21 protein-coding genes and 1 pseudogene are annotated in these 21,473 nt (G+C 58.8%); 5 read left to right on the top strand and 17 right to left on the bottom strand.

Annotation, left to right across the window (positions count from 1 at the left end; translation table 11 throughout):
* Positions 1-7: 7 nt before the first annotated feature.
* On the top strand, positions 8-229 hold the full coding sequence (locus PKB_RS06535; RefSeq protein ID WP_043250058.1) for a DUF3820 family protein: 222 nt from the start codon (positions 8-10) through the stop codon (positions 227-229).
* A 9-nt stretch (positions 230-238) separates the two neighbouring features.
* Here PKB_RS06535 and PKB_RS06530 read toward each other — a convergent pair whose 3' ends face one another.
* The gene (locus PKB_RS06530) at positions 239-2,644 is read right to left on the bottom strand and encodes a phosphoketolase family protein (RefSeq protein WP_043250057.1); all 2,406 of its coding nucleotides are present in this window, start codon (positions 2,642-2,644) and stop codon (positions 239-241) included.
* A gap of 128 nt (positions 2,645-2,772) precedes the next feature.
* On the opposite strand from PKB_RS06530, the gene PKB_RS06525 reads away from it, so the two are divergent.
* Both PKB_RS06525 and PKB_RS06520 read left to right on the top strand, forming a co-directional pair.
* Positions 2,773-4,176, top strand: coding sequence for an MBL fold metallo-hydrolase RNA specificity domain-containing protein (locus PKB_RS06525; RefSeq protein ID WP_043250054.1), 1,404 nt, complete (start codon positions 2,773-2,775; stop codon positions 4,174-4,176).
* 84 nt (positions 4,177-4,260) lie between these two features.
* Positions 4,261-5,337 carry an LOG family protein gene (locus tag PKB_RS06520; RefSeq protein WP_043250052.1) on the top strand — a complete coding sequence of 359 codons (1,077 nt, stop codon included), beginning with the start codon at positions 4,261-4,263 and terminating at the stop codon, positions 5,335-5,337.
* Between the two features lie 389 nt (positions 5,338-5,726).
* Here the strand turns inward: PKB_RS06520 and recX are convergent, their stop codons facing one another.
* The 5 genes from recX to PKB_RS06495 all read right to left on the bottom strand — a co-directional run bounded on the left by recX (position 5,727) and on the right by PKB_RS06495 (position 9,586).
* A complete protein-coding gene (recX, locus tag PKB_RS06515; RefSeq protein ID WP_043250050.1) occupies positions 5,727-6,188 on the bottom strand; it encodes a recombination regulator RecX in 462 nt (153 codons plus the stop codon).
* A gap of 8 nt (positions 6,189-6,196) precedes the next feature.
* Positions 6,197-7,258, bottom strand: coding sequence for a recombinase RecA (gene recA / locus PKB_RS06510; protein WP_043250048.1), 1,062 nt, complete (start codon positions 7,256-7,258; stop codon positions 6,197-6,199).
* 88 nt (positions 7,259-7,346) lie between these two features.
* Complete coding sequence (locus PKB_RS06505; protein ID WP_043250046.1) at positions 7,347-7,859, bottom strand: CinA family protein; 513 nt, start codon at positions 7,857-7,859, stop codon at positions 7,347-7,349.
* Positions 7,860-8,440: 581 nt separating this feature from the next.
* On the bottom strand, positions 8,441-8,974 hold the full coding sequence (locus PKB_RS06500) for a hypothetical protein (RefSeq protein WP_043250044.1): 534 nt from the start codon (positions 8,972-8,974) through the stop codon (positions 8,441-8,443).
* Positions 8,975-9,010: 36 nt separating this feature from the next.
* Positions 9,011-9,586, bottom strand: coding sequence for a helix-turn-helix domain-containing protein (locus tag PKB_RS06495; RefSeq protein WP_052355201.1), 576 nt, complete (start codon positions 9,584-9,586; stop codon positions 9,011-9,013).
* Positions 9,587-9,962: 376 nt separating this feature from the next.
* Between PKB_RS06495 and PKB_RS06490 the strand changes: the two genes are divergently transcribed.
* Both PKB_RS06490 and PKB_RS06485 read left to right on the top strand, forming a co-directional pair.
* The gene (locus PKB_RS06490; RefSeq protein WP_043250042.1) at positions 9,963-10,454 is read left to right on the top strand and encodes a hypothetical protein; all 492 of its coding nucleotides are present in this window, start codon (positions 9,963-9,965) and stop codon (positions 10,452-10,454) included.
* A gap of 276 nt (positions 10,455-10,730) precedes the next feature.
* The gene (locus PKB_RS06485; RefSeq protein WP_043250040.1) at positions 10,731-11,315 is read left to right on the top strand and encodes a hypothetical protein; all 585 of its coding nucleotides are present in this window, start codon (positions 10,731-10,733) and stop codon (positions 11,313-11,315) included.
* Between the two features lie 132 nt (positions 11,316-11,447).
* Here PKB_RS06485 and umuC read toward each other — a convergent pair.
* The 11 genes and pseudogenes from umuC to PKB_RS06430 form a co-directional block, all read right to left on the bottom strand.
* Positions 11,448-12,608: pseudogene (gene umuC, locus PKB_RS06480) on the bottom strand (translesion error-prone DNA polymerase V subunit UmuC); the annotation flags it as partial.
* 256 nt (positions 12,609-12,864) lie between these two features.
* Positions 12,865-13,080: a tautomerase family protein gene (locus tag PKB_RS06475; protein WP_003159697.1), complete on the bottom strand. Its 216-nt coding sequence runs from the start codon at positions 13,078-13,080 to the stop codon at positions 12,865-12,867.
* A 49-nt stretch (positions 13,081-13,129) separates the two neighbouring features.
* Positions 13,130-14,227, bottom strand: coding sequence for an alkene reductase (locus PKB_RS06470; protein WP_003125305.1), 1,098 nt, complete (start codon positions 14,225-14,227; stop codon positions 13,130-13,132).
* 41 nt (positions 14,228-14,268) lie between these two features.
* Positions 14,269-14,823 (bottom strand): OsmC family protein, encoded by a 555-nt coding sequence (locus PKB_RS06465; protein ID WP_003125306.1) that lies wholly within the window; start codon positions 14,821-14,823, stop codon positions 14,269-14,271.
* A gap of 67 nt (positions 14,824-14,890) precedes the next feature.
* Positions 14,891-15,562, bottom strand: coding sequence for a DsbA family oxidoreductase (locus tag PKB_RS06460; RefSeq protein ID WP_016561615.1), 672 nt, complete (start codon positions 15,560-15,562; stop codon positions 14,891-14,893).
* A gap of 52 nt (positions 15,563-15,614) precedes the next feature.
* The gene (locus tag PKB_RS06455; RefSeq protein ID WP_043257013.1) at positions 15,615-15,956 is read right to left on the bottom strand and encodes a carboxymuconolactone decarboxylase family protein; all 342 of its coding nucleotides are present in this window, start codon (positions 15,954-15,956) and stop codon (positions 15,615-15,617) included.
* Between the two features lie 94 nt (positions 15,957-16,050).
* Complete coding sequence (locus PKB_RS06450) at positions 16,051-16,611, bottom strand: TetR/AcrR family transcriptional regulator (RefSeq protein ID WP_015060170.1); 561 nt, start codon at positions 16,609-16,611, stop codon at positions 16,051-16,053.
* 62 nt (positions 16,612-16,673) lie between these two features.
* Positions 16,674-17,459: an SDR family NAD(P)-dependent oxidoreductase gene (locus tag PKB_RS06445; RefSeq protein WP_003125309.1), complete on the bottom strand. Its 786-nt coding sequence runs from the start codon at positions 17,457-17,459 to the stop codon at positions 16,674-16,676.
* A 155-nt stretch (positions 17,460-17,614) separates the two neighbouring features.
* Complete coding sequence (locus PKB_RS06440; protein ID WP_015060171.1) at positions 17,615-18,028, bottom strand: hypothetical protein; 414 nt, start codon at positions 18,026-18,028, stop codon at positions 17,615-17,617.
* Positions 18,021-19,874 carry a site-specific integrase gene (locus PKB_RS30100; RefSeq protein WP_242411213.1) on the bottom strand — a complete coding sequence of 618 codons (1,854 nt, stop codon included), beginning with the start codon at positions 19,872-19,874 and terminating at the stop codon, positions 18,021-18,023. Before PKB_RS30100 ends, PKB_RS06440 begins: the two co-directional genes overlap by 8 nt.
* Positions 19,855-21,471, bottom strand: a complete 1,617-nt coding sequence (locus PKB_RS06430) for a hypothetical protein (protein ID WP_043250035.1) — start codon at positions 21,469-21,471, stop codon at positions 19,855-19,857. The genes PKB_RS30100 and PKB_RS06430 overlap by 20 nt, the downstream gene beginning before the upstream one ends.
* Between the last annotated feature and the right edge of the window lie 2 nt (positions 21,472-21,473).

Genomic DNA, 21,473 nt, shown 5'->3' with positions numbered 1-21,473 from the left:
CGGCGCCATGCTGGAGCCGGAAAAACTCAATCTGCTGAAGATGGCCCGTACGCCGATGCCGTTCGGCAAGTACCAGGGACGCATGCTGGTCGACCTGCCGGAGGAGTACCTCCTCTGGTTCCAGCGAAACGACAGCTTTCCCAAGGGTGAGCTGGGCCGTCTGATGCAGATGGTGCTGGAGCTCAAGGTCGAAGGCCTCGACGCCCTGGTCAAACCCCTGAAGCGCTGATCCGGCGCTTCAACGCAGCGCGCGCGGGTCGCCCTTGCCGGCCAGCGCGGCCGCCTCCTCTGCCGTCAGCAGGGCGCTGCGGGGGATCTCCAGCAAGCGCGCGCAAGCAGCCAGCACGTCTCCCCAACTAGCCCGATTGGCGAACAGCATGCCGGCCTCGTCCAGGGTGCCACCGCGATTGCGGTAACCCAGAACCGAACTTCTCAGCGCATCGGGCAGGATCGGCCAGAGATGTCCGCGCGCCACTTCCGGGCGCATGTGGGTCAGCAGTACGCGACGCGTGCAGTGGTCGGGGAACAGCCGCTCGGTCAGCTCGTCATCCGCTACCACGGCCAGCTCCCAGCTATCCCGCGGCGCACGAAAACGACCCGGCTCCTGCAGATAGACCAGCCGATACGCGTATCCGGCCTCGGACAGCCGCTCGGCAGCTCGCCGCATCTCGCCCAACTGATAGCTGCCGTTGGCGATCAGCAGCAGCGGATCGCTGCCGGGGTGCTCCTCGACCACGATCGCGCCGTCGCGAGCCAGCTGTTCCGCCTGCGCCTGGTCGAAGATGTTCGGCCGCGCGCGCTTGGGCACCACCAGGCAGGCCAGTTGCCCACGACTGCGATAGATCGCCGGCAACAGCGCCAGCATGCTGTTGTGATCCGCCGGGAACAGCACCCGGACCATGTCGCTCATCTCGCCCAGCAGGGCCTCGCAGAAGGTGGTGTCCTGGTGCGACTGCTGGTTCTTGCCGTTCTCCCAGGTGTGCGAGGTCGCGACCAGCGGCCAGCCGAGCCAACCGGCCGGGCGCCCCGCCTCTTTCTGCAAACGCGCAAAGATCAGCGTCTGGCGCACCGCGCCCAGCATCTTCACGCAGAATGCCTCATAGCTGGCCACCAGGTTGAGACCTCCCTGGTTACCCAGGCAGGCAGCAACGACCGCCTCCTCGTTGAGTGCGGTGATGACTCGCCCGTCCAGCGCTTCGTGCTCGTTTTCCGGTTGGTTGACCCGATGTTTCAGCGCCGCGAGCACGCCCTCCAGGCGATTGCTGGCCAGCTCGTCGGGATTGCCCACGCGTGCCCGCAAATCCGGGTTGATGGCACAGAGATCGACGAAGAAGCGCTCCAGCGCGGCCATCGGGGAACAGATTTCGCTGCGGTAATGCAGCGCTGGCATCGTCGGTTCGATCGGCCGGCGCACCGCCAGCGGGTTGTCGCGCTCGAACAGCCGCCCCTGGCGGCTTCCCGCGAAGAGCGCGCAGGTCTCGAGCAATTCGATCTCGGGAACATGGAGCTGCGCGGCATGCCGGTTGAACAGGTCGCGCGCCTCGGCATCCTCGTGCGGCGAGCCCGGCAACGGCAGGTTGTGCGCGGCGGCGGTGCCGGCGCCGTAGAAGCCGAAGCCCTTGATCGTCTCGGCGATGCCGTAGGGAATTGGCAGGGGATAACCCAGGATGCCGCTGTTCTTCTCGCTGACCCTATGCTCCAGGCGCTGCTCCATTTCCCAAAGGGCGCAGGCGAAGGCCGCCGGATCGCGCCCGTCGAAGCTCAACGGATCGAAAGCGCAGCCGCGAAGGTGCCGTTTGAAACCCTCCAGCCCCTCATGGGTACCAAGCTGGGTGCGCTGCTCGATGCGCCGGCCGTTGGCAATCATCACCGGCAGCAACGTGCCGCAGTCCTCCGCGCGCCACCACCGGGGAATCCAGTCGCTGCCACGCTGTTCTTCGGCGGCGCCATCGGACAGGAAGGTCACCAGGGTCTCGCCGGGCAACGGCATGTGCGCGTACTGCAACTCGGCGAAGCCCAGATAGCCGCCCTCGGCGATGCCACCGGCGGTGTGCGGGTTGACGTGGCTGCCCAGCGGCACGCCTACGCTGCCGTCGGGGTTCTGCGCGTAGCTATAGAAGTCCTGCACCAGGCGCTCGAGGCCCAACGCGTCGAGGGTGTAGCGCTGCATCTGTTCCGGGTGCAGGTTGCCGGTCAGCACGTTCAACGCCTCGATGGCGGCGACGCAGTGGCCCTGGCCCATCAGCCAGCCGCGTGTCTTTCCACTCAGCGCGTTGAGCGCCAGATAGCCGGCATAGGCCGGAACCATGTTCAACGAGCCGCCAGTGTGGCCTTCGGGTCGCGGCTTGAAGTCCGCCGGCTGCAGGGGCGCGCCATCCAGATGGACATGGCGGGCATAGGTCATGTGCACCACCAGCCAGAGGCCGGCGCAAGTCAACCGGTCGAGGCCGCTCAACAGTCGATAGACGCTGGCCAGGTCCGGCTGCAGGCCGGCTTGGACCAATTGATGAGCCATGCGGAAGACCGCCGCCTGTGTCTCCGCGCTATGCTCAAGCGGACCGCGCCCGCGCAGCCACTCGGCGAATGCCGGCTCCGCCGCCGCGTGCGCGGCCAGCTCTTCCGGGCTAGGCAGTATCTGAACCATGGGACACCTCGCAGATGCCGGGAATCAGGCAAGTTTAGGTCGCCCAATCGGATCGGTGCTGACCTGCGTCAAGGCCGCACACCCCGGCCCGCGCGACTCTGAAGACCCGCCCTGACCAAGGAGGCCCCATGGCCCTGCTCACATTCATCGGTGCCGCGCAGGAAGTCACCGGTTCCTGTTATCTGCTGGAAACCCGTGACGGTGCTCGCGTGCTCCTCGAGTGCGGCATGCATCAGGGCCGTCGCGACGACGAGGCGCGAAATCGAACACCCTTCCCGTTCGATCTGCGGACATTGGACGCGGTGGTCATCTCCCACGCCCATATCGACCACTGCGGCCTGCTGCCACGCCTGGCCCGCGAGGGCTATCAAGGTCCGGTGTACGCCACGGAATCCTGCTGCGACCTGCTGGAACTGATGCTGATGGACTCGGCGAACATCCAAGAGAAGGACGCCGAGTGGGAAAACAAATGGCGCGCCCGGCTGGGCAAGCCGCCGACCACCCCGCTGTATACCCAGGAGGATGCGCAGAAGGCCCTGTCCCTTCGTCGCGGCGTCAGCTACGGCAGTACCGTCGAGGTCGCCCGCGGCGTCCGGGTGACCTTCCACAATGCCGGGCACATCCTCGGGTCAGCCGTCGTCGAGATCGAGATCCACGAACAGGGCCGCTGCCGCCGCCTGGCGTTCTCCGGCGACCTTGGCAACACCTGCTCCCCCCTGATGCGCACACCGACTCCGCTAAGCCGCGCTGACGTGGTGCTTCTGGAGTCCACCTACGGTGACCGAGATCACCGCGACAACCAGGAAACCCTCCAGGAACTTGCCGACATCCTCGAACAAGCACATAAGGACGGCGGCAACGTGCTCATTCCTGCTTTCGCCGTCGGTCGCACCCAGGACCTGCTGTTCTACCTCGGACGCTTTTACCAGGAAGGTCGCCTGCCCCAGCAGACGGTCATCCTCGACAGCCCCATGGCCGCGCGCGCCAATGAGATCTACCTACGCCACACCAACGAATTCTCCGATTCCGACCGCGAGTACATCCGCGGCACCGGCACGGTGAAGCTCTCCGAATGGCTGCCGCCGCTGCGCACCACTCAGTCAGTCGAGGAGTCCATGGCGATCAACCGCATCAAGAGCGGCGCGATCATCATTGCCGGCAGCGGCATGTGCACCGGCGGGCGAATCGTCCACCACCTCAAGCACAACCTCTGGCGCGAGGAGTGCCACATCGTCTTCCCCGGCTTCCAGGCCATAGGCACCCTGGGGCGCAACATTGTCGAGGGAGCCGAAAAAGTGCGCGTCCTTCGCCAGCGCATTGCCGTAAAAGCCAAGGTACACACCCTCGGCGGCTTCTCCGCCCACGCCGGACAATCGCAATTGATTCAGTGGGTTGGCCACTTCGAGAATAAACCCGAGCTATACCTGATACATGGCGAACGGACGAAAATGGACGTGCTGCAAGCCGCTCTGCTCGACCGCCTGGCCTGGCAAGCCAACATTCCGGAACCGGGGGAACAGATCGCTTTCTGAAACAGGGTCATCGCTGGCTGCCATGGGTGGCAGTCAGACTGGCGCGAGCCGCCAACGCGGGGTTGATCAACAAGGAGTATCCCCATGCCCTTCGAACCCGAAGACTTCCTTTCCAGACACTTCCAGACCAGCGGCACCGACCTCGCGCAAAAGGTCGAGGAACTCGCGGCGCTCGCCGCACCGGGAGACAGCCGCAACCTTCCGCTGTACCAGGAAATGCTTTTCACGGTCGCACGCATGGCCCAGGCCGACCGCAATCGCTGGGACGCCAAGATCATGCTTCAGACCCTGCGCGAGATGGAGCACGCCTTCAGCACCCTCGAGCAGTTCAAACGCCGGCGCAAAGTCACCGTGTTCGGTTCGGCGCGCACGCGGCCGGATCACCCGCTGTATGCCCAAGCCCGCGAACTTGGCCGGGCGCTGGCGCACTACGACATGATGGTCATCACCGGTGCCGGCGGGGGCATCATGGCGGCCGCACATGAGGGCGCGGGTTCGGAAAACAGCCTGGGCTTCAACATCACCCTGCCCTTCGAACAACAGGCCAACCACACAGTGGCGGGCACCAACCACCTGCTGTCGTTCCACTTCTTCTTCTTGCGCAAGCTGTTCTTCGTCAAGGAAGCCGACGCCCTGGTGCTCTGCCCTGGCGGTTTCGGCACCCTTGACGAAGCACTGGAAGTACTCACCCTGATCCAGACCGGTAAGAGCCCCCTGGTGCCGGTAGTGCTGCTCGACCAACCCGGAGGGCAATACTGGGAACGTGCACTGCAGTTCATCCAGGAGCATTTGCTGGCCAACGGCTACATCCTGCCCAGCGACGTACACCTGATGAAGCCGGTGTATTCGGTGGACGATGCCGTGGGCGAGATCGCACGCTTCTACAGCAACTACCACTCGAGCCGCTGGCTCAAGGAAAACTTCGTCATCCGCCTGAATCACCGTCTCAACGACGCAGCATTGACTCGAATGCACGAAGAGTTCGGCAAGCTCTGCCTGCGGGACGGCTTCCACCAGCAGCCCTGTTGCGACGCAGAGCAGGACGAGCCGGAGTTCGTCCACCTGACCCGCCTGGCCTTCGCCTTCAACGGCCGCGACCACGGCCGCCTGCGCGAACTGCTGGACTTCATCAACCAACCGGAGAACTACACCGAGTCTTAATGCTCGGGCAGAGAGCGACGGCGCAGGAGCGACCGTGGCCGGGAGAAGTACCGTCTCTATCCGCTCCGCGACATCGATCGAGCCGAGAGCAGTGGCTCTCGCTCGCGGAAATTCCTCATCGGCAGGTGGATGGCCCCACCACAAGCCCGCCTCGAGACGCTCACAGGCACGAACCTAGCAGGCCTGCCCCGCGGCTAAATATTCGTGCCTGTTTCCCTTATCACCCGAACGGGTGTCGCGCAGCAGCAAAACATCATTCAGTGAGCTGAAAGCTAAACGCATTTCATAGGAGCGAGATTGCCCGCGAATCAGGAGCGTACTCGCCGAAACCCATTCGCGAGCAAGCCTGCTAGAGGGCGCTCAACGGGAAAGCAGAGTGGTGCGTGAGCTCAGTCGTCACCACGACCACTGAACAGACGGTTGATAGCCTCCATGGAGAACCCACGGTAAGCAAGGAATCGCCCCTGCTGAGCACGCTCACGGGCATCCTGCGGCAGGCGAGGAAACTTGCGCCGCCAGACTTCGTGCAATTGCGCACGCCAGTCCACTTCGGCTTCGGCCAACGCCTTTTCGATCTCGCCTCGTGGCAACCCGCGTTGCCCCAGTTCCTCGCGAATACGCAACGGGCCATAGCCACTGCGCGCCTTGCTCGCAATGAACGCTTCCAGGTAGCGGGATTCGTTGAGCAACCCCTCCTCGGCCAGGCGGTCGAGGGCGGGCTCAATGAGCTCTGCAGTGGCGCCACGCTGGCGCAGCTTGCGGGCGAGCTCGGCCCGACCGTGCTCGCGACGCGCCAGGAGGTCCATGGCGGCCCGCCGAACGGCGGCGGGCGTATCGAGCACGGTCGGCATCGGCGGGATCAGTAGTCGAGATCGGCTTCAGCAGCCTCGGCGGCTTCGGCCGCAGCCAGCTCGGCCTTGGTCGGCGCAGGCTGATTGCTCAGCAGCTGTTCGCGAATGGTTTTGTCCAGAACGGCGCAGACCTCGGAGTTCTCTTCCAGGTACTTGGCGGCGTTGGCCTTGCCCTGTCCGATCTTGCTGCCCTGGTAGCTGTACCAGGCACCGGATTTCTCCACCAGGCCCAGCTGTACGCCCAGGTCGATGATCTCGCCAGTACGGTAGATGCCTTTACCGTAGAGAATCTGGAATTCGGCCTGACGGAACGGCGGAGCGACCTTGTTCTTCACTACCTTGACGCGGGTCTCGCTGCCGACCACCTCGTCGCCTTCTTTCACCGCGCCGGTACGACGGATATCCAGGCGAACCGAGGAGTAGAACTTCAGCGCGTTACCGCCGGTGGTGGTTTCCGGGTTGCCGAACATCACACCGATCTTCATACGGATCTGGTTGATGAAGATGACCAGGCAGTTGGCGTTCTTGATGTTGCCGGTGATCTTGCGCAGCGCCTGCGACATCAGGCGGGCCTGCAGACCAACGTGCTGATCGCCCATCTCGCCTTCGATTTCAGCCTTGGGTACCAGGGCCGCCACGGAGTCGACGATGATCACGTCAACCGCGTTGGAACGCACCAGCATGTCGGTGATTTCCAGGGCCTGCTCGCCGGTGTCCGGCTGAGAGACCAGCAGATCGTCGACATTGACGCCCAGCTTGGCGGCGTAGTCCGGGTCAAGCGCGTGCTCGGCGTCGACGAAGGCGCAGGTGGCACCCTGCTTCTGAGCTTCGGCGATGACAGACAGGGTCAGCGTGGTCTTACCCGAGGATTCCGGGCCGTAGATTTCGACGATACGGCCTTTCGGCAGACCGCCGATGCCCAGCGCAATGTCCAGGCCCAGCGAGCCGGTGGAGATGGCCGGAATGGCCTGGCGCTCATGGTCGCCCATGCGCATGACCGCGCCCTTGCCGAATTGGCGTTCGATCTGTCCCAGGGCCGCAGCCAGGGCGCGCTTCTTGTTCTCGTCCATTGAAGTCCTCGCGAAGTCAGAGCGGCCGGGATGGGCCACGAACAACTGTATAAGTAGACAGTATTATTCCACAGGGCAAGTCGCTCGCCTACCCCTGTGCGGGATTTTCCCCGACGACCAGTCGTGACAGGCCGGCCAGAGCTGTTGCCACGGCCTGCCGACGCACATCGAGGCGATCACCGTCGAAATGAAAGCGCAAAGAGAAGAGGCGCTCGCCATCCGCCCAACACAACCAGACGGTTCCCACTGGCTTGTCGGGCGATCCGCCATCAGGACCAGCAATACCGCTGACCGAAACAGCGAAACGCGCACCGCTACGCTGCCGCGCACCACAGGCCATGGCTTCGACCACTTCTCGGCTGACCGCACCGACCAAAGGGAATAGCGCCTCGGGAACACCTAACTGGGCGCTCTTCTGCGCATTGGAATAGGTCACGTAGCCGGCATCGAACCAGGCCGAGCTACCGGGAATGCGCGTTATCGCCTCGGCGATGCCGCCGCCGGTACAGGACTCCGCGGTGCTGACCCGCTCTCCCAGGCGCTGCAACTGTGTGCCAAGACGCAAGGCCAGTTCGGTGATCCCTTCGTCGCTGATGTTCATGGGCTGACTCCGATGCTGAAGCGGGCTAGCCGGATACCGTACACTAGGCGCTTTTGCATATAGAAGACGGACCGCCCATTCCCATGAGCCAGAGCGACCTCTCCGCCCATACGCCGATGATGCAACACCAGCGATAAAACACACATAAGCTGTTGAAATTAAATAAATTAAACAGAAAACTGTCTAATATGAGCCACTAGGAAACACCGGTCTAAAGGCGCGGAATTCGTCCCGCTCGATGCAAGTATTAGACGCCTGACTGGACATTAACTGACGGCAAAACACCTACACCAATGCCCAGCCGAATTGCTCCAAGCCACTAGAGTCGCACCCCCAAAAAAAAACCGCCTTTCGGCGGTTTTCTTGATCAAAAACGATTCAGCCCCTTCGACCTGCAAGCAATCCTACAGGCTCTAATTCTTTACCCGAGCTAACACCAACCTCAAGGAAGCGGTTCTGGCCTGCCGTAACAACAGCAGCCACACGGGCGACTTCAGCAGTGTCCTTCAACGCCCTTTTGGGTACCGGCGCTTTTTGAGGCTTCATAGACACCTCTTGTGTCTCTTGAGTAGAACCTCATCTTAGTCAGAAGACACCGGTATAACAAGCTGCCCATCCCGGTCATAGCGAAATCCCAGCTCTTGATAGAGGGCGACTGCTTCGGGAGCGGGGTCCTGAATTTCGATCTTGGTGCAGCCAATGATCCGCGCATACTTGTCAAGTGCCACCATTGAGAAAGAAGCTATAAACCCTCGCAGTGGATGGCTGTGATCTGGCCTCCCCTCTAGCAGAATGACCTTGATCCGAATGGTGCTTCGCCTGGGCGTTGCGTAGCAGAGGCCACATAACTGTGGGCCAAACCAGATTGCGAGGTCAAAGCCCCGCAGATCAGAGTCTTTCCAGCTCGGAACCTCCTCCCAGGGATACAGGCTAGCGTGATCTCCCCATGACATGGACGCATCAATGGCATCTCTAGTGATCGGCGTGAAATGGACCTGAACAACATCCAACCCAGTTGCGATCACTTTTGGATTGCCAGAGACAGCTTTCATGCCCTCCTTTCTGGCTTCAGAACGGTACAGTTGATACTGATGCGCCTGCTGACGTCTACTCATCGCCCCCCCCTACCCTCGCCCCCAAAGCCATACGATTTAGCTACCACTTTTCTTGGCAGCTTTGGCTCGACTACTCGACTCCATCCGCTTTGCCTCAAGGCGAGCCTTTTCGGCTAGCGCTAGTGGTCTCGCAGCCTTGATCAAGCCCTTCAGCGAATATGCATTCGTCAGGCTCCCCCCCTTCGTAGAGGACCTCGGGTTCCGCTCCAGGTATCCTTTATTACAGAGCGCCGTGATGCGTCGCTGGATCGTGCGCTCATCCACGCCGATGGCCTGCGCCATCCCTGCCTTGCTAGGATGAGGAGCGGTATTCCGCTCCCACCAATGGGATGCGAGCTTGAGGATGATCGACATATCGAGGGGCGTGAGCCCCAATTCGGCGGCATTGTTGATGATTACGTTAGGCAACGCCGCCCAGCCTCCCGCAGTGAGATCCTTCCCCCAACGCTTGGCCACGGCCTTATCGGAGACGGCAGCCCCAGGCTCCGCTGCGGCCTTGCTAGGTCCCGCCTTAGTCACTGCGCTTACTGACTTGGCACTGCCCACTGTCGGTTCTTTGGGGAGCGCCTTATCCTTGGAGATCGTAGTTTTTTTTACGGGCACCTTGGCCATGTCCTTACCCCACCGTTTTGCTTGTTGGGAAAAAGTATGAGCAGCGGCCTTATGAGACACAACCCACCCCCCAGAGACACTGACGCCTCCCCCCCATTAGTATGTTGGGTATTACTGAAATTGGGATGTACGTGGAGTAGGTATTATTCGGGAGACAGTGGAGCCCTCCCATGGGAGACACCAGAGCCTCCCTACCGGGAGGCATAAGCGCCTCCCCTCAAACTAAAAATATTTTCTCTCTAGCCTCTCGTGCCCCGGGACAGAGCCCCGAGAGGCAGCGAAGGTGACAACCAGGAATCGTGCCGTTGACAGATTCTGAGACACCCTAAGCATTGATTTTCGGCCAAGTCGGCAAGCGTCCGCCAAGGGTAAGGAAATGACCAATCCGGAAGTGATGCAGATCCTCAGTGACGCCAAGGTGCTAGCCAGGCGCTATTACAAGCTGACGGGCAAACCCCTGGGGATTACTGGCGAGGTTGCCGAGTATGAAGCAGCCCGCACTCTCAACCTGAATCTGGAAATCGCTCGGACAGCAGGCTATGACGCTACCGAAGATCGAGACGGGAAACTGATACGGCTCCAGATCAAGGGGCGATGCATTCTCAAGCAAGGCCGCCCCATGGGGCGCGTGGGCTCAATCGACCTGGGAAAGCCCTTTGATACTGTGCTGCTGGTGCTACTCGATGATGAGTTCAACGCCTTCGCGATGTACGAAGCAACACGCGAAGCTGTTGCGGCACTGATTGCCAAGCCGGGCTCTAAGGCTCGTAACGAACGGGGCTCAGTGGGCATCAGCCAATTCAAGGCTATCAGCGTGCCGCGCTGGGTCAGGCCCGCTGCTCCCGGCATCACCGCCCGCGAAGACTGATCGCGCCGAGTACCGCAACTCGCCGACAGGACCTCCTGGCAATGCTCCACACGCCGATTGTGGACGAGGATGATCTCTAAAAACGGCTGCGCGCCGCGTCGCCACTGGCGCGTCCGAAATTTCACGCGGAGCAAACAGCATCGTCAAATGGCATGACTGGGCATTGTTTGGCGCGAGGATTGCCCCAATACTGCCCCATTACTGACCAGCATTACGGTGATGGCATAGCGGCCATCATCACTGCTAATATGCGCCCCCTTCGAGCGGAGGCGTGGAATGGATTCAGACCAGATAGAGGATATGTTCGGCCCTATTGATGAGCAGGCGATGCCCATGGGCCTCCTTCAATATGATGAAGCCGGAAACGCAGTCATTCCCTTCGTATGCCTGAGTCATCGATTCTTCGCCTTGTTCGATCCAGTCGAGACAAGCGAGTACCGCACCTGGGTTCACGACACGGTGCGTGGGGATGCCGACTACTCTGTCAGCCCCAACGCCTACCTGATGAAATTTGTCTCAATCGAAAGCTATTTAGGTGATTGCGACAATTACGCCCCGCCTGCGTCGCTTTCAATGCGGCAGCGCGTCTCGATTCGGCAAGCAATGCCTGATAGACTGTACGTAGCCACACGATATTTCCTCGAAGCTACGCCGCACGCAGATGAGCTTTATTTCCATCCTGCCGCTCCCGAAGGCGAAGATTCGGTGAAGCGGTATCTGAAGCTCAACACGTGGTATAGTCAGATTTCCCATGGTATCGCAGTCGAAAAACTCGGCATGTCGCCGATCCACCCGGAGCATAAGGAGTGCTACTGGTATGGCTACCGTAAAGCCCACCCTGAAAGAAATTCAGCAGGCTAAGCGCGACTCCATTAACAAAATGCTGGCCTCGATTGGCAGTGCTCACCGCAACGGAACCCTCCGTACCGCGCCAGCCCCAAAACCCGCCTAACGCATTTCAGTTTCAAAAAGCCGCTGATCTCAGCGGCTTTTTTATTGCACCACCCACAGATCGTCCAGCCGAGTGGTGAAGCTCTGGCTCATCAGCTCACGTCGCATACCCCAGTCTGGCGCCACCGGAACCCCGCCCGGCCGAACCGTACCCCTCCCCCATCTCGCATTGATCGCATCCATTACTGCCATCGCCTTGCCAGCGCGCTCAGGCTGTTCCTCAGCGAACAGATCACCAGTGAACTCACCTGGCTGTCGCAAATCCATCAGAAGCACCTCGGCCTTGCTGAAGGCGAAGCCCGCCCGGTAGATCAACTCCAGCCCCTCGCCGGCAGCCTTGGTGATTACTCGGGTGTCGTCGGTGGGATACGGCAACTCCACGCTCACACCCTTCGCGAACTTCGGCTCGTCCGGGTTGAACATGCCGGTGCGGATGCTGACCTGCACCCGCTTACAGACAGAGCCCTGGGCACGCAGCTTCTCGCAGGCCCGCGCCGTGTAGGCGGCCACCGCCTCCCGGATCGATGTCAGGTCATGCAGGCGCTTGCCGAACATCCGGCTGCAGCAGATCTCCTGCTTCGGCGGCGCAGCCTCTTCCAACTCCAAGCATGCGACACCGCGGAGCTCGCGAGCAGTCTTCTCGATCACCACGTTGAACTGCTTGCGGAGCATCCAGGCGTCGGCCTGAGCGAGATCCCAGGCAGTCTTGATGCCTTGGGCGTTGAGGTGCTCCTTCATACGTCGGCCGACACCCCACACATCGCCGACGTCGCACGCATTCAGCAGTCGATCGCGGCGCACTGGATCGCGGACATCGAGCACGCCCCCGGTCTGCGCCTGCCACTTCTTCGCGCCGTGGTTCGCCAGCTTCGCCAGGGTCTTCGAGGTCCCGATGCCGACACCCACTGGGATGCCGGTACAGCGCAACACGCGGGCGCGCATCTCTCGGCCGATGCGTACCAGGTCCCCCGGAATGCCCGTCAGATCGGCAAAACACTCGTCGATGCTGTACACCTCCACGGCCGGCGCCATCTCCTCGAGGATGGTCATGACCCGCTGGCTCATGTCGCCATAGAGGGCGTAGTTGCTGGAGAACGCCAGGATGCCCAGGCGCTGCAGCTTGTGGCGGATCTTGAAGTACGGCTCCCCCATGGCCACGTGCGGCTTCGCGTCGGCACTTCGCGCGATGACGCAACCGTCGTTGTATCTGAATGATCCTAACAATTAGTAGGTCATAACACACTGATTCATAACGCTTTTTTCCGACTAACAAATTTCGACTTTTTTCGCCTATCAGCACGAAAATTCACCATGTGGCGACAGGCGCTGGAAGCGCCTTGGAACGAATGAGTCAACAAGGAACTGGTTGATCCAGTACGCAAAAAAAGAGGTATACAAGCCGAAGAAATGAGCTGGCTGGCCCGACCCGCGCAAAGCTCAGGCCGGGCCAGTTTCACCATCAGCTGTTCTGAAGAGCTCGTACCTTCTCGGTGGTGATGGGCTCACCGCCGATTCCCCAGTCGCCGCTCTTCACTTCCTCAAAAACGACCCAGGTCACACCACGCATTTTCTCGCCTTCGACAGAGACCATGGCGTCGGTGATCTTGCTGATGATCTCGGCCTTTTGCTCGGTAGAGAAAACCCCTTCGATACCTTTCACAGTTACCAGTGGCATAGCCAGACACCTTCAGTAGTTGAGTTACGCTGTGGATCAGCCGAAACGGTTATTCCTGGTAAGGCGCATAGTCGGTGTAGCCTTTCGCCCCGATCACGCCGTAGAAGGTGGAGTGATCGCTTGGTGCGAGAGGCCAACCGTTCTGCATCCGCTCGACCAAGTCTGGGTTTGCGATGTACGGGGTGCCGAAGGCGATCAAGTCATGATTGCCGTTCTGCAGCTCGGCCTCTGCCAGCTCCGCGGTGAAGCCACCGGCGCCGATAACCGTGCCTTTGTAGAGCGAGCGGAAGCTCTTGTAGAAGCCTTCCGGGAACGGTACTGCATCCAGTGTTGGCTGGTAGTTGAGATGGACGAAGGCCAACTCGCGCTCATTCAGTGCAGCTGCAACGCTCTTCCAGGTAGCCTCTTCCTCAGGGTAGGGACGCAGGTCGTACAGCCGACCGAATGGCGAGATGCGCACGCCGACACGGAAACTCCCAATGGCGTCTGCAATGGCATCGACGGTCTCCAGCAAGAAGCGCTGACGATTCTCGATCGATCCGCCGTATTCATCTGTACGCGTGTTGATCTGGCTGCTCAGGAACTGATCGAACAGGAAGGCATTCGCGGCCATCAGCTCGACTCCATCGAAGCCGGCTTCGACCGCACGCAGGGCGGAGGCAACGAAGTCGTCGGTGACACGGCGAATCTCATCGACGCTCAGTGCACGGGGGACACTCGGTGCGACCGGGCCAGGGAGACCAGGCTCGACCCAAGCATAAACAGTAGTACCTACTGCTGGCTCGGCACTCGCCGAGACCGGCGCAGAATTTCCTGGCTGCAGCGACACATGGGACATGCGGCCCACGTGCCAGAGCTGCGCGAAGATCTTGCCGCCGTTGGCATGCACTGCATCAGTCACTTCTCGCCAGGCACGGGTTTGCTCGTCCGTGTAGATTCCCGGGGTATACAGGTAGCCACGTCCCTCGTCGGAGATCGGCAGGCCCTCGGTGATGATCAGGCCCGCCGAGGCCCGCTGCGCGTAATACAGCGCGGTCAGTTCGGTCGGAACATTGTTTTCCGTCCGGGTGCGGGTCATCGGTGCCATAACTACCCGGTTGGCCAGCTCCAGACTGTCCAGATTGTATGGAGAAAACAGCTTTTTCATATTCAACCTCTTCAAACGAATACCTGAATCAATCGGCTGGCTTAGCCGACAACGACTTCCAGCTTTGGCACCATGCGAATGGCCTTGGAGAAGTTGGCGAGATTCACGGAAGTCTTGGTGACGATGCGGTGTAGCTCTTCCACCTTCTCGACAGGTGCATCGGTGTGGATGCGCACGACGTAGCTGATTTCGTCGAAACCGGGGTTGACGCTCTCGTCCAGGCCCAGGAAGCCGCGCAGATCCAACTCACCATCGGTCTCGATTTCAAGGTTGTGGATGGTGATGCCCATGACCGAAGCGTTCACCACATAGCCCACGGAGAGACAGGCGTTCAGAGCGGCAATCAGCAGTTCCTGCGGGTTTGGGGCAGAGTTTGCTCCCAGCAGCTCCAGTGGCTCGTCGGCCGCAATCTTGATGTCACGCGGGTAGTCGTTACCACTCAGATGAAAACGGTTCACGGTGGCTACGGTGCGGGTCTGATGCTCCCACTTGGTCTTCACGTTGAAGCGTGCGTGACGCTTGGATGCATCTTCAGCAACGCCCTGTGCGAAGGCTTGCAGAGCAGCGACGTCGATACCGTTGAGAAGCTTGTCCATTTTCAAAACCTCTTAAAGTCGTGGATAAAAAATCAAAAAAACGAAACACCCGAAGGCGATAACCCTGTCAGTGCGAACAGCCAGAAATCGAACAGCTGGTTGCACTGATTGCCTCTTCATCACTCGAAAGCTCTTCAATCGCGGCGCGGAGCACTTTGGTAAACACTGCGGGTTCCTGAGCGCCGGAGATGTAGCGATTACCATTGATCACGAACAACGGAATGCCGGTACCGAGGCTGCTTACTGCTGTTTCATCGCTCAGGATTGCGGCCTCCGCCGAATCAAAGCCGATGAGGTCGGTGGCACCTATTTCAATCGCCAGATCTCGCAGAACTCGTGCGTTGAAGATGTCCTTGCCCTCAGTAGTTCCCGCCAAATAGAGCCGCTCTACATAGCGGACCTGCAACGCCGGATCGGCGATGGCCTTGACGTACTGATGAGCCGCGGACGTGTCCCCGAAGCGCATGACGTCAAATCGATAGTCCAAACCCTCACGTGAAGCAGCTCCGCGAATGGCCCTCATGAACACATCCGCTCGGCCCTGGCTGCCTGTTTTTTGTACGAGCGCCTCTTTAAAAGGGATCGGGCTCATGCCTTTGGCCAAGCGGTATGCGCGTGGCACGATTTCAACTTCGACCTGGTCCCCGAGAGCATCAATTGCCTGCTCCAGGCGCTTCTTTGCTATCCAGCACCAGGGACAGACAAAGTCGGACCAGACCTCGACCGTAATTTTCTTCATGGAACTTCCTCTCATCTGTCTCCGATGCTTATGGATCAGCCGCGGAGGGACCTCAGCTTTGAGATTTGCTATCCATCGCATCCAAGACGTGAGTGCTGTAAACCACTGCCGCACCGGCGTTCAGGTTCACGGCCACGCCGAGAGCTTCCGCCACTTCCTCGGTGGTAATGCCGAGCTTCCTGGCTTCTGCCGCATGGAACGCAATGCAGCCATCGCAGCGCGTGGTAACGGCAACTGCCAGTGCGATCAGCTCACGGGTCTTCGCATCAAGGCGATTGGTTTTGTTACCTGCATTACCGAGCATTGCCACGCCACGCAGGGTGTCGGGGGAATGTGCGCCGAACTCTTTCAGGCGGGCACTGACGTCGGTGATGGTTTGTTCCCAGTTAGGCATACTAGACATGATTACCACCCTACTAGTTGATAGGTAAGATCGGCCAAAAATAGGGCCGACGCGGGTCGCGTATCGGCCCTGTTGTAGGCAGAGATCAGTACTCTGCGATCATCCGAATGACAGCAATATTCACAGTCTCACCTTCCCTGGTGGCCCAGTTGATGAAGCTCGATCCCTCAAGGATACTGAGCAGCAAGTAAGACTTTTCTCTGGCCCCTCGCCCCCGGGCTAACTCACCAGCGGCAATGCCTTCGTCCATCACTCTGGTCAACCAAGACAACTGCACATCAAAGAACCGTCGTGTCAGGCGTTGAAGCCCGTCGGGCAATGCAGCCATTTCAGCTGCTAGCGCACCACACAATGGCAACAGACCACCCTCTGTGCTGGAGTAGAAGAGCACAAAGAAAGCCTTGAGCCTCTCAACTGCACCTGCCTGATTGATCTCGATTCGCTCGAACTCGGCTTGCACCCGCGAGACGTACTCTTCGACGATCGCGATCCCCAAGTCTTCCTTTGTAGGGAAGTGGTAGTGAATGCTCGCCTTGCGAATACCTACCGCGTCTGCAAGATCTGCATAGCTGAACGCTGCATACCCTTTAGTGCGCATCAGCCCTTCAGCGGCTTGAATTAACGCGTCCCGTGTTGCCAGTGCCATAACTTCTCCTGCCGTAATCGCCCCGACCAGAAAAGAGCGATTCCGGCCACTACGCAGTTATCTTACTTACCTTGCTTACGGCCAGCCATGACCCCACCGTCCACGTCCCAAACAGCACCGGTCACCCAGGACGTCTTGTCGGAGAGCAGGAACACGATGGACTCAGCAACGTCACGCGGAGTGCCGTTACGGCCCAGCGGGTGGAAATTGTTGAAGTCATTCAGCGCACCAGCCAACTGATCGCCGGGGATGAAGCGCTCGAAGATCTTCGTTTCCACAATACCCGGGCTGACCGAGTTGACGCGAATACCGTGCTGGGCCAGCTCTGCTGCCGCGTGTGTGGTCAAGGTGTCCAGGCCAATTTTGGCCATCGAGTAGGCCGAGGCCGGAACACCCTCGACCGCCTGCCTGGCTGCTACCGCGGTGACGTTCACGATCGAACCGGGTTTGCCCTGAGCTACCAGCTCCGCCGCTACTTGACGGGTTAGGAAGAAGATGGCGCGGTTCAGATTCAGGAAGTTGTCGTAATCCTCAAGCGAGTGCTCGATGAATGCTTTCGGGTAGTAGATACCCGCGGAATTGACCATCAGATCAATGTCCTTGTGGCTTGCGGCCAGTTTCTCGATCAGCGCTTGGACGCTGGCGAAATCGGTCAGATCTACAGCATAGGCCACGACCTTGTCTTCGCCGGCAACGGCGGCCAGTTGTTGGCGTGCAGCTTCGGCTTTCTCAGGGCGGTTGCCCACGATCACAACCGAACCGCCTTGCTCGGCGACCATCTGCGCGGTTTCGAGACCAATGCCACTCGTGCCACCCACTACCAGAAGCTTGCGACCTTTGAACTGCATGGTGATGCCCTCTGTTTGTCTACCTACTAGTTGGTAGACTAGATTTCGAACGGAGAGATGTCAAGCTACCGCTGATCGAGTAGTCAGAGAATGTCCGGTACACCCTTGCACGACCAGGCTAAATCAACTCTGGACTGCAGAGTGATGCCCAGGAGCTACTTTGCCCCTGGTTTTGGCGCAAGCTCGATGACCTTGCCTTGAGCAACACCTTTCAGCTGTGCTAGCTCAAGCATGAGGCGTTGATTCACGGAGGCAAGGCGAGCGATCTCCTCCAGAAGTAGGCTGTTCTCTGCGCGGAGGGCTTTGTTGAGATCCTTCTCCTTCATGAGCGCCTGGTGCTTCGAATCACGCTGAGCGCGCGTCGATTTCCCTATGAGGCTGCGGATACGCTCCGCCACGGCCGGGTAGGTGTTATGGATCAGCCCGGGGGTGACGCCTGCCGCTCTGGCGACCGAGGAGATGGAGAGCTTCTCATTGCCGGCGAGCATCCTATCGATGACCTTGTTGAGCGCATCGGCAGTCTTTGGGCGAGAGCGGCCCTTGGACGGCTCGGTCGACTTGCTAGCCATTCACAGCCTCCTCAAGCTCCTGGTCATCCGGCGACAACCCAAGACTATTGATCACGTCGAGGGCGACCTGCAGGTCGCGCTCTGCACGCTGTTTCACTGCCGGCCCTGCGTCCTCAATTTTCATTAGCTCCCGTTGCTGGGAGTAGATGCCTTGCCAAGTGCCTGCAAACGTCTCATCGATCACCGAGTGTTTGCACCCAGGGCACCTGGTGGCCTCGTACAACCCAGCGCCTCCGCAACCACGCTCAGTGGCAATGCACCATCCGTGACCGGTTGCGCGAATGTTCGCATGAGGTGCCGTTTGGGCCAGCAAGGCGGCCCTGTCCTTGACCGGAATCGCACGCAACTCAACGATTTTGCTCCCGGCACCACCTGCCAAAGGCTGGTCATCAAGCCAGGACTCAATGAGGTCGATCTTGAACTCCGTCATCTGCTGCAGGATCTCATCGAACAGCGTCAGATCCTGGAGCGGATTGGAGGCGTAGAGCTGGGTCATGCTCATACTGCTGTGCTTGAGCTGCCACTTGAGGAAGACGAGCGAGGTGCGCCCCATCCGCGACTCAACGAAGCAACGGGCATAGGTTCGCCGGCACTGGTGAGTGCGCAGCGGCCAGTCACTTCCAGCGGCTTTTGCGATGCGCTTGAAGGACTCATTCGAGCCAGCCTGTCCAAGCACTTCAATGTGCGCTAACCTTTCAGATTTGTTGCCTGATCCGTTCAAACAGAGAAACAACCTCTTCGAATCCTTTCGGGCCTTCTCTAACCGGAGCAAATGCTCAGCGGATCTGGACGAGGGTGCCATCTGCTCTAGCTCATAGACCTCAGCCTCAAGCTCTTGCCTCATTGGAGTCGTGCACTTGGCCAAGAGCTCAAGCGCGTCCAAAGTCAGTTCCGGAACGAGGTAATCGACACGACCCTTTCCAGTTCTATGCTCAGTGGTGGTTACCCAGCAGAAGGTTACGCCATCAACGGTCTCTTTCCGCCATGCCCCCGAATCAACCCCAATTACCTCTTCGTTCCGCATGCCGCTAGTAATGGAAGAGACGTACAACACCGCATCCCGACAGCGAATCGTTTTTGGACTGCGGCGGGTGAAGGATTCGACTCCTGACGCTTCAAGATCCGCCTTGGTTTCTCGAATGACTTGCTCGCAATAGTTGAATATTTTGGATTGGTCATCAGGCGGAATGATATCCGTTCTTCCCGTGTTCTTGTTGGCGGCCGAAACACCCCGTGTCTCGCCAACCCCACTTACTCGCCACAGCGAAGAACTCCCCCACGGATATTGCTCAAGGGGATGCATTGTTTCGGCAGAAAAAATCCATAGCAGGTCAACAATCCGCAGCTTCGAGTAGAGAGGGAGAGGCCTCAATGACTCTGACTTGCACTGGTGAATGTAGTTGCTTATGTGTATAGGCCGGATATCGGAAAATCGTTTAACCCCGAGGGTGCTGAGCCAACGAACAAAGGGTATAACACTAGCCCCAACAAGCGTTGTGATTCCGCGAGCGACGGGCGGCTTTGATCCTGGAAGACCTCTTTTGAACCATGCATACGCGACGGACTTGCAATCGTCTATTAACTCAACTGGAAGGCTCGTATCCCAGCTAACGAATTTGCCGCTCTCGCCAACATTGGACTGATCGAAAAACGGTCGCAGATCCCACCGTGGATCTCCAAATCGACTCAGCACGAGAGTCTCGCCACTATCATTGACAATGGCGCTTATGATTATCGAATCGCGTTCAGACTTACCAAGACCCGAGGCAGTGACAGGCTGCGTAAAAAGGACGTCATATGCCTTTAGGGAAGCTTTGGAGTTTCGATTAACCGACAAGTGAATCACCTCGGATCTTTTTCATGAGCTTGATCTTGCTGATCCAGAAGGGATGAGGAGACTCTTCTGCCTTGGCCCTCGCCTCACCAATTAACGCTTGACTGAACTTGCGAGAAGTGAAGCGATCAATAAGTGCAATTATGCTGCTCTGTCGCTGCCGCCAAGCCTCCCATTCATCAGTTAAGAAGTACTCAATCTCAGCATGCAGAAACTGCTGATAGCTGAACAGCCGATACAAGTCTTCCAAAGTTCCCACAATCGCGTAACTAGGGCATGTCAGGCAATGAATGAACTTCGAGCAATGGGTGACCCCGTCTTTGGGGGCCAAGCTTCCGTAGAGACTATCCTTGCAGCCTCCAGGTGGCGTAGGGGTAACGTTGAGGCCTCGCAGCTGATCAGGGAAAGCCTCTCCAACGAAGATGGCCCCCTCGGTTTTGATCTCGTCGTTGATTTTCAGGTAGTGGTTATCAGCGACGCCTGGAGAATGCCCCATCACAGCAGAAACCTCTAAAAGGTCTCCTCCACTTAACTTCCAGAGCCTGCTCTCCATCGTCTTTCGAAGACGCATTAGATTGACGACCAGTGATTCACCTTTATCGTCCTTCAGAGAATGTCGCTCGCAAATACTTTTTGTTGATTGAAAAACAGATCCAGCACTGAGGCTGACGATTATGTGCTCGCGGCCTGGCTGGCCTGAGCGATAAAGCCAAATGTGAGACTTAAGTTCCTCTGGTGCCAGTTCAACCAAAGGAGCTGAAATGGTGAGTGCCTTGTTTACGACAGCCACGCCATCCAGTGGAATAGCGCTGTACTCGTCATGAATCTCAGTTTGTCTAATAGTCTTGCTCTGAGCACCTTTGCCGCGTCTCTTTACAGTGGTGAGTATCCTTAGATTAGGAATGAATGGATGAGGCTGCAGTGCGTCTCTAGTCATTTCCAGCAGCGGCGTGGTGTTAATTCCAGACCTGGCAGCGGTGATCAGGAACAGAACTGTCATAGCTTCTGCAGCATTTCCTACAAAGGTACTCTTGTGAATTGAAATTAGATCAGCCTTTAGCGCAGAAATAAGCCGCTGCATTTCCGCAAGCGTGAGAGGCTTCGTGTCGCCAATGGTCTTCGCATTGTTTGGAAATGGAATGTCAGGAAGCAAATCGTCGCGACTAGCCTCAATGAAGCCATATTCAATTATACTAATAACCAATGACTTAAACGCGGTGTAACAGTTCTTCGCCGTCGTTCCGTTCGGGTATTTGAGCTTCAGCCACGAGACGAATCTCTCTAGATGCCGTTTTTCCAGGCTATTCGGAACCGAAGGGGGACTGTCTAAAGCGCCGCCTTTCAAGAACGCCAGAAAGTAGCGCAGCCCGTTGCTGGAGTACCCAATTAGAGTGGAAGTGGAGAAATTTCCGGAGTTCAACAGCGCTCTTATGACATGAGTGCACTGAACGGCCCATGCGTCAAACCCTACCCCCATATACTGCGCGTGATCAATCTTCCCAACCTTACGTGGATTTTTTGGCAAAAGGATCACAAGGTCATCTTCAATTGCTTCAAACCCTTTCGTGACCGATTGCATTTCGGCCTTATAGTTCTTCTTGCGAGCCAATG

Origin of the sequence: Pseudomonas knackmussii B13, from assembly GCF_000689415.1 — a bacterium.
In the GTDB taxonomy this organism is placed as follows: Bacteria; Pseudomonadota; Gammaproteobacteria; order Pseudomonadales; family Pseudomonadaceae; genus Pseudomonas; species Pseudomonas knackmussii.
The sequence above is the reverse complement of the archived record's forward strand: the minus strand, read 5'-3'. Positions and strand labels throughout refer to the sequence as shown.